Source organism: Isoptericola sp. NPDC060257 (assembly GCF_042726645.1).
In the GTDB taxonomy this organism is placed as follows: domain Bacteria; phylum Actinomycetota; class Actinomycetes; order Actinomycetales; family Cellulomonadaceae; genus Isoptericola; species Isoptericola nanjingensis.
Window position 1 is genome coordinate 1 of record NZ_JBHXAW010000222.1, and the last position, 7,635, is coordinate 7,635.

8 protein-coding genes and 1 pseudogene are annotated in these 7,635 nt (G+C 73.9%); 6 read left to right on the forward strand and 3 right to left on the reverse strand.

What is annotated here, in order from left to right:
- Both ACFWEK_RS16225 and sigK read right to left on the reverse strand, forming a co-directional pair.
- A pseudogene (locus tag ACFWEK_RS16225) lies at positions 1 to 395 on the reverse strand (hypothetical protein); the annotation flags it as partial.
- Positions 388 to 960 (reverse strand): ECF RNA polymerase sigma factor SigK, encoded by a 573-nt coding sequence (gene sigK, locus ACFWEK_RS16230; RefSeq protein WP_430546098.1) that lies wholly within the window; start codon positions 958 to 960, stop codon positions 388 to 390. The pseudogene ACFWEK_RS16225 and the gene sigK, both read right to left, overlap by 8 nt.
- A gap of 264 nt (positions 961 to 1,224) precedes the next feature.
- On the opposite strand from sigK, the gene ACFWEK_RS16235 reads away from it, so the two are divergent.
- On the forward strand, positions 1,225 to 1,734 hold the full coding sequence (locus ACFWEK_RS16235) for a hypothetical protein (protein ID WP_430554698.1): 510 nt from the start codon (positions 1,225 to 1,227) through the stop codon (positions 1,732 to 1,734).
- 78 nt (positions 1,735 to 1,812) lie between these two features.
- Here ACFWEK_RS16235 and ACFWEK_RS16240 read toward each other — a convergent pair whose 3' ends face one another.
- Positions 1,813 to 2,880 carry a 3-deoxy-7-phosphoheptulonate synthase gene (locus tag ACFWEK_RS16240; RefSeq protein WP_430546096.1) on the reverse strand — a complete coding sequence of 356 codons (1,068 nt, stop codon included), beginning with the start codon at positions 2,878 to 2,880 and terminating at the stop codon, positions 1,813 to 1,815.
- 46 nt (positions 2,881 to 2,926) lie between these two features.
- Between ACFWEK_RS16240 and ACFWEK_RS16245 the strand changes: the two genes are divergently transcribed.
- From ACFWEK_RS16245 to ACFWEK_RS16265, 5 genes are all read left to right on the forward strand, one after another.
- On the forward strand, positions 2,927 to 3,070 hold the full coding sequence (locus ACFWEK_RS16245) for a hypothetical protein (protein WP_430554699.1): 144 nt from the start codon (positions 2,927 to 2,929) through the stop codon (positions 3,068 to 3,070).
- A 283-nt stretch (positions 3,071 to 3,353) separates the two neighbouring features.
- Positions 3,354 to 4,136, forward strand: a complete 783-nt coding sequence (locus ACFWEK_RS16250; protein WP_430546094.1) for an SDR family oxidoreductase — start codon at positions 3,354 to 3,356, stop codon at positions 4,134 to 4,136.
- Positions 4,137 to 4,192: 56 nt separating this feature from the next.
- Complete coding sequence (locus ACFWEK_RS16255; protein WP_430554700.1) at positions 4,193 to 4,690, forward strand: NUDIX domain-containing protein; 498 nt, start codon at positions 4,193 to 4,195, stop codon at positions 4,688 to 4,690.
- A 25-nt stretch (positions 4,691 to 4,715) separates the two neighbouring features.
- On the forward strand, positions 4,716 to 5,102 hold the full coding sequence (locus tag ACFWEK_RS16260; RefSeq protein ID WP_430546092.1) for a DUF5655 domain-containing protein: 387 nt from the start codon (positions 4,716 to 4,718) through the stop codon (positions 5,100 to 5,102).
- A 167-nt stretch (positions 5,103 to 5,269) separates the two neighbouring features.
- Positions 5,270 to 7,588 (forward strand): immune inhibitor A domain-containing protein, encoded by a 2,319-nt coding sequence (locus tag ACFWEK_RS16265; protein WP_430554701.1) that lies wholly within the window; start codon positions 5,270 to 5,272, stop codon positions 7,586 to 7,588.
- Positions 7,589 to 7,635 lie beyond the last annotated feature (47 nt).

Sequence of the window (7,635 nt, forward strand, 5' to 3'; positions counted from 1 at the left end):
GCCTGCGCCTCCAGCCGGGTCGCCTCGCGGTGCTCCTGGACGGCGATCGTGGTCGGCACGGCGACGGCGACCACGGCGGCCGCCGCGGCGGCGACCAGGCCCCACCGACGGCGCGGCCGGGCGGCCGGCGCCACGGGCACGGCGGTCGCCCCCCGCGCGGCGTCCTGCGGGGTGCCTGCTACCCGCGCGAGCACCGCGTCGCGCACGTGCGCCGGCGGCTCCTCCTCCACCGCGAACGCGGCGACGACGTCGCGGTACTCGTCGAGGGCGCGCCGCGCGTCGGGGTCGGACTCCAGCAGCCGCTCGACGGCGCGCCGCTCCAGGTCGTCCACGGCGTCGAGGGCGTACGCGGGGAGCGGGTCCCAGGCGTCGCGCGTCGTGTCGTCGTCAGGCACGGGCCACCCCCAGGCAGTCGCGCAGGCGGCCGAGGCCGTCGCGGATCCGGCTCTTGACCGTCGGCAGCGCGGCGCCGAGGCGCTCTGCGACCTCGCGGTACGTGCGGCCGCCGTAGTAGGCCTCGACGACGGCCTCCCGCTGCGTCGCCGTGAGCGAGTCGAGGCAGCGTCGTACCGCCGCGCCCTCGAGCCTCCGCTCGACGTCCTCGGCGACGACGTCGTGCACGGGGGTCGCGGTCGAGGCGTCGAGGTCGCGCTGGTCGCGGTCGCGCCGGGACTGCTCCGCGCGGACACGGTCCACGGCCCGCCTGCGGGCGAGCGTCGCGACCCAGGTGCGCGCGGAGGCGCGCGCCGGGTCGAACCGGGCTGCGGTCTGCCACACCTCCACCATCACCTCCTGCGTCACCTCGGCGGCGTGGTCCGGGTCGCGGAGCACGCCGACGGAGACGCCGTACGCGACGGGCGCGAGCGCGTCGTAGACGGGCCCGAACGTGGCCGGGTCCGCGCCGACGCACGCCACGAGGGCGGCGTCGGCCGACCTCGGAGGCGTCGTGGCTGGCGGCACCTGGTCAGTCTGCCGCACCGGCCCGGCCGGATCGATCGCCATCGGCTCCCCGCGTGTCCGATCCCGGACCGTCCGGGACACCCGTGGTTCGGCGCGATCGGCGTCCCGGATGGGCCTCAGCGGTGTGCCGCTGGTCACTCCCCCGGCAACGTCCGTCCCTGCACACTGCTCTCAGCCGGCGGGAAGACCCGCTCCAGGGACGGAGGTCGGGCTGCCTGTGGAGAACGGGCCCGGCGGCGGCTCCGTCCTGGTGCACTCGGACGCGTGCCTCGACGTCTGCCGCCCGTGCCCGACCCGCTGCTGGCCGTCGCCGGTCGGCAGGCGGGGCTGGTGTCCGTCGGGCAGTGCCTGGAGCACGGCGTGACCCGCGACCAGGCCGCGGCGCACGTCCGGCGCGGCGACTGGCAGGTGGCGGCACGGACGGTCTACGACGTCGGGCCGGCGCACGGCACGCATCCCGTCGACCACGCCCGACGACGTGCGGCGGTCCTCGGGGTGCTCGCCCACCCGGGTGCGGTCGCGACAGGCCTGTGCGCGCTGGTCCTGCACGGCGTGCTGGGAGCTCCGCAGGTCGTCGAGCCGGAGGTCACCCTGCCCACCGGGGCCGCCCGCCGGCCGCGCCCGCCGGTACGCCTCCGTCGGATCGTGGTCCGGGCACGCACCGCCCCCGGCGGGTTCCCGGCGGCCACGGTCCCGGACGCGCTGGTCCAGGCGGTGCCTGCGCTGGACCGGCGTCCCGTCCGCCCGGGGATCGTGCTGCGGCTCGACCGCTGACACGCGGCCCGACGTCCGTCCCCGGCGCCTGCCGTCCCACGGGCGGAAGGCGGCAAGCAGGGACGGACGTCGGCCCGGTCAGCCCTCCCGACGCTCCCGCACGGCGGCGGCGAGGACGCCGAGCAGGTCGGCCGTGGTGTCCCAGTCGAGGCACGCGTCGGTGACGGACTGGCCGTAGACGAGCCCGTCGAGCGGCCCCGGCTTCTGGGCGCCCGCCACGAGGAAGCTCTCCATCATCAGCCCGGTGACGTCCCGCTCGCCGTCGGCGACGCGCGCCGCGAGCTCCCGCACCACCTCGGCCTGGCGCACGTGGTCCTTGCCGGAGTTGCCGTGCGACGCGTCCACCACGACGCCCGCCTCCACGGCCCCGCCGAGGCCGGACGTGCGCGCCACCGCCAGCGCGTCCGCGACGTCCTTCTCGGAGTAGTTCGGGCCGCCGCGCCCGCCGCGCAGGATGACGTGGCAGTCCGGGTTGCCGGTCGTCTCGACCGCGGCCGCGCGCCCCTCCGCGTCCGCCCCGAAGAAGGTGTGCTCGCTCGCCGCCGTGATGCACCCGTCGACGGCGATCTGCACGTCGCCGTCCGTCGCGTTCTTGAACCCCACCGGCATCGACAGGCCGGACGCGAGCTGCCGGTGCACCTGCGACTCCGCGTTGCGCGCGCCGATCGCGCCCCAGGTCACGGCGTCGGCGATGTACTGCGGGCTCGTCGGCTCGAGGAACTCGCACGCGGCGGGCACGCCCGCGTCGAGCACGCCCAGCAGCACCTCGCGCGCCAGGCGCAGCCCGTGGTGCACGTCATGGGAGCCGTCCAGGTGCGGGTCGTTGATGAGGCCCTTCCAGCCCACCGTGGTGCGCGGCTTCTCGAAGTACACCCGCATCACGACGACCAGGTCGTCCGACAGCTCGCGCGCCACCGGTGCCAGACGTCGGGCGTAGTCGAGCGCGGCGGCCGGGTCGTGCACGGAGCACGGGCCGACGATGACGAGCAGGCGGTCGTCCTCGCCGCGCAGGACGTCGCGCACCTCGCGGCGGGACGTCGTGACGAGGTCGCTGCGCGGGGTGCCGAGCGGCAGCTCCGCCCGCATGGCGCCCGGCGCGGGCAGCGGGTCGAGCGCGCGGACCCGCAGGTCGGAGGTCTCTGCCATCAGGTCAGTATGCGGCCGGCCGGTATCGGACGGCGCGGTGCGGGCGGTGGTGGCGGACGTGGTGCCGGTGGCGGTGCTCATCGTGGGGCTCCTGGAGGGTGTCGGCGGCGGGGCGGTCGGGGTGGGGCTCGGCGTCGTCGTCGTGACTTCTCGAACCGTGGTCCATGCCCGACCGGAGCGGCCCGTCTGACGACGAAGGGCCCGGACGCACGATGCGTCCCAGGCCCTGTGCTGGCTCCGGTGAAGTGGTGTCGGTCAGGCGTCAGCCCGCCGAGCCCCTACCGGAGCCGGCGTAAAGCGCCAATACCAACGGATGTCCACGGCCACGACGGTACGTCGCACCTCCCGGGTCCGTCCACTCGCGTCCATCATCCGGTCCGTCCGCGCCGCGACCGGCGCGCGAGCATCCGTCCTCGTCCCTAGCGTCGGGACGGTCGAGAGGTCGAGGTGTCAGTCACAGAGGGGCGGGGACGATGCAGGGTCTGGACGGCAAGGTCGCGCTGGTCACGGGTGCGGGGTCGGGCATCGGGCGCGCGACGGCGGTGCTCCTCGCCCGCGAGGGGGCCACGGTGGTCGCGCTCGGACACCGGCAGGAGAGCGCCGACGACGTCGCCGACGAGATCCGGAGCGGCGGCGGCACGGTGCTGCCCGTGGCGGCCGACGTCGCGGACGCCGGCGCCGTGCGCGACGTGGTCGCCCGGGTCGAGCGAGAGCTCGGCCGGCTCGACGTCGTCGTCGCCAACGCCGGCGTGAACGGCGTCTGGGCCCCGCTCGAGGAGCTGACACCGCAGGAATGGGCCGACACGATCGCCACGAACCTCACCGGGACGTTCCACACCCTGCGGTTCGCGGCGCCGCTGCTCGTGCGGCAGGGCGGCGCGGTCGTCGTGGTGTCGTCGATCAACGGCACCCGGACGTTCAGCAACTCCGGCGCCTCGGCCTACGCGACGAGCAAGGCCGGCCAGGTCGCGTTCGCCCGCATGGCCGCCGTCGAGCTGGGCCCGCGCGGGGTGCGCGTCAACTCCGTGTGCCCCGGGGCGATCGACACCGAGATCGGCGACAACACCGAGCAGCGGCACACCGAGGACCTCGGCGTGCCCGCCGAGTTCCCCGAGGGACAGATCCCGCTGACGGGCGAGCAGCCCGGCGTGGCCGCGCAGGTCGCGGCGACCATCGCCTATCTCGTGTCCGACGCGGCGAGCCACGTGACCGGCACGGAGGTGTTCGTCGACGGCGGTCAGTCGCTCGTCGCCTGACGACGGCCCCGGCGGCGGCCCGGCGGTCGGCGCCGGACGGCCGTAGGGTCGGCGACATGCCCGTCCCCGACTTCGTCGCCGCCCTGCGCTCCCACGTCGGCCACGACCTGCTGTGGCTGCCGGGCGTGTCCGCCGTCGTGCTCGACGACGACGGCCGGCTGCTGCTCGGACGCCGCGCCGACAACGGCCTGTGGGCGGTGGTCTCCGGCATCCTCGAGCCGGGAGAGGACCCGGCCGTCGGGCTGGCCCGCGAGGTGCGCGAGGAGACGGGCGTCGACGTCGTGGTCGACGCGCTCGTGGCGGTCACCGTCACACCGCCTGTCGAGTACCCGAACGGCGACCGCTCGCAGTACCTCGACCTGTGCTTCCTGTGCCGCGCGACGAGCCCCGCGTCGGCCGCACGGGCGCACGTCGCCGACGACGAGTCCACCGACGTCGCCTGGTTCGCGCCCGACGACGTCCCCGCGGACCTCGCCGCCTCGTCCGCCGAGCGGATCGGCCACGCCCTCGGCTGGCTCGCCGCCGGCTCCGGAGCCCCCTCCTTCGTGCGCTGACCGCCCGCCGAGAGGACCGCGACCCGTGCCGACGCCCGCCACGCCGTCCACCCCCGAGGACCTGTTCGCGCACTCCCCCACGGGCCTGACGATCTGCCGGGCGTTCGCGGCGCTCGTCGCGGAGGTGACCGGCGACGACGTCACGACGCGCACCACGAAGACGCAGGTCGCGTTCCGCCGCAGGCGCGGGTTCGCGTTCGTCTGGCCGCCGTGGGTGGGGGTGCGCGACCACGTCGACGCGCCCGCCGTCGTCTCGTTCGTCCTCCCCCGCGAGGACCGCTCCCCGCGGGTGACGCAGGTGGTGCACCCGACGTCCAGCGCGTGGACGCACCACGTCGAGGTCCGTGACCCGGCCGAGCTGGACGGCGAGGTCGCCGCCTGGGTGCGCGAGGCGTACGACGCCGCGGGCTGACGACGTCCCCGCCGGTCAGCGACACGTGTCCTGTTCGTCTCGCGGGTGAAACCTGGAAGTGGTTATGTGTGCCCCGCCACAGTTTGCCCCGGCGCACCGACGCGCCCCGGCACGACGGTGCCCGGCCCCCACGGCCGGGTCGCTCCGACACCCCTGGAGGAAAAACCGTGAGAGCACGCACCACGAGCGCGTTCGGCGCAGCGGGAGCCCTGCTGACCGCCGCCGTCCTCGCCCCGGGCCTCGCCGCGTCGGCGTCATCGGCGCCCGCGTCCGACGCCCCACCGTCCGACCCCGCGGCGCACGTCAAGGAGGACGACCGTCCCGACCCGCTGGCCGAGAAGCGCACCGCGCTCAAGCAGGAGGCCGTCGACCGCGTCGCCATGGGTGACGCCACCGTGCAGACCCGGGGCAAGGGCGCCCACACGTCGAGGTCGGTGAAGGTCGGCAAGAACCAGTGGGTCGAGTACGAGACCGAGCAGACGGCGCAGCTGCTCACCTTCCTGGTCGACTTCGGCGACCAGGCCGACACGCGCTTCCCCGACGCGCCGCAGTCCGGCCCGAAGCACAACGAGATCCCGGAGCCCACGCGCAGCGACAACTCCACCTACTGGGAGCCGGACTTCTCCCAGGAGCACTACGAGGAGATGTTCTTCACCGGGCTGGAGGACCAGGGCGGCGAGTCGTTCGCCGGGGTCTACGACGAGATGTCCTCGGGCCGCTTCGACCTGCAGGGCGACGTCTCCGACTGGGTCACGGTCCCGTACAACTCGGCGTCCTACGGGCAGACCGAGTCGAACACGGACATGACGCGCTTCGTGCAGGACTCCGCCGACGCGTGGTACGCCGACCAGGTCGCGCAGGGCAGGACGGCCGAGGAGATCGACGAGTACCTGAAGTCGTTCGACGTCTGGGACCGTTACGACATCGACGGCGACGGGATCTTCGACGAGCCGGACGGCTACATCGACCACTTCCAGGCCATCCACGCGGGCGAGGGCGAGGAGGCCGGCGCCCCGGAGTCGGCCATCTGGTCGCACCGGTGGGCGGTCAACCCGCTGGGCACCGACGGCCCGGCCGGGTTCCCGAAGGTCGGCGGCATCAAGATCGGCGACTCCGACCTCTGGATCCGTGACTACACGACGGAGCCGGAGAACGGCGGGCTCGGCGTCTTCGCGCACGAGTTCGGCCACGACCTCGGCCTGCCCGACTACTACGACACCGAGGGCGGCGAGAACGGCACCGCCTTCTGGACCCTCATGAGCTCCGGCTCGTGGCTCGGCCACGGCGACGGCACCATCGGCACCACGCCGAACCACATGGGCGCCACGGAGAAGATGTTCCTGGGCTGGCTCGACTACGCCACCGTCGACCAGGGCGAGCGCGCCACGGTCAAGCTCGGCCCGTCGTACCACGCGACGACGAACTCGCAGGCCGTCGTCGTGAACCTCCCGGACGGCGTCAAGGACGTCGACCTCGGCGTCGACCCCTACGACGGGGAGTTCGCCTACTCCGGCACCGGCAGCAACGCGAACTACACGCTCACGTCGCCGTCGTTCACCGTGCCCGACGGGGCGTCCCTCACCGCCAAGGTGCAGTACGCGATCGAGCCCGGCTACGACCACGCCTTCGCGGACGTCTCGACCGACGGCGGCGACAGCTGGGAACCGCTGGCGACGAACCTCTCCGACGAGGACGCCAACGGCGGCATCTCGGGCGACTCCGGCAAGAAGTGGGTGGACCTCACCGCCGACCTCGCCGACTACGCCGGCCAGGACGCCCAGGTCCGGTTCCGCTACCAGAGCGACGGCGGCCTGAACCTCAAGGGCTTCATGGTCGACGACGTGGCCGTCGGCGACGCACTGACCGAGGACTTCTCCGACGGGTTCGGGGACTGGACGAACGACGGCTTCCACGTCATCGGGGCGGACGGCACGTACGAGGTCGAGTTCTCGCACTACTACGTGGCGGAGAACCGGCAGTACGCCGGCTACGACACGACCCTGAAGACCGGGCCGTACAACTTCGGCTGGACGTTCTCGAAGCCGAACACCGTGGAGCACTTCCCGTACCAGGACGGCCTGCTGGTCTGGTACGCGAACAGCTTCTACGGCGACAACAACACGTCGCAGCACCCGGGCGGCGGGCAGGCCCTGCCGGTCGACGCGAACGCGCAGGCGCTGCGGTGGTCGGACGGCGCGCTCGCCCGCAACCGCATCCAGTCGTTCGACGCGACGTTCGGCCTCGGCAAGTCCGACGCGTTCACCCTGCACCGGGAGACCGCGGCGGGCATGACGACGCTGCGGACGTGGAAGGAGAAGGCGGAGAGCGTCTTCAACGACAAGGACCCGTACGCGTACTACGACGAGTCCAACCCGGGCGGCTCGGTCATCGTCGGCGGCACGGGCACGAAGATCGCCGTGAAGTCGGTGAACTCGAAGAACGGCGTGATGACGGTGGACGTCACCACGCCCCGCAACCGCGGCTGACCCGCCGACCCGTCAGGGCCACGTGCACGGGAACGTGCGCGTGGCCC

Coding starts and splice junctions, on each gene's coding strand:
- ACFWEK_RS16250 (WP_430546094.1), top strand. CDS start 3,354: ATGCAGGGTCTGGACGGCAAGGTCGCGCTGGTCACGGGTGCGGGGTCG.
- ACFWEK_RS16255 (WP_430554700.1), top strand. CDS start 4,193: ATGCCCGTCCCCGACTTCGTCGCCGCCCTGCGCTCCCACGTCGGCCAC.
- ACFWEK_RS16240 (WP_430546096.1), bottom strand. CDS start 2,880: ATGGCAGAGACCTCCGACCTGCGGGTCCGCGCGCTCGACCCGCTGCCC.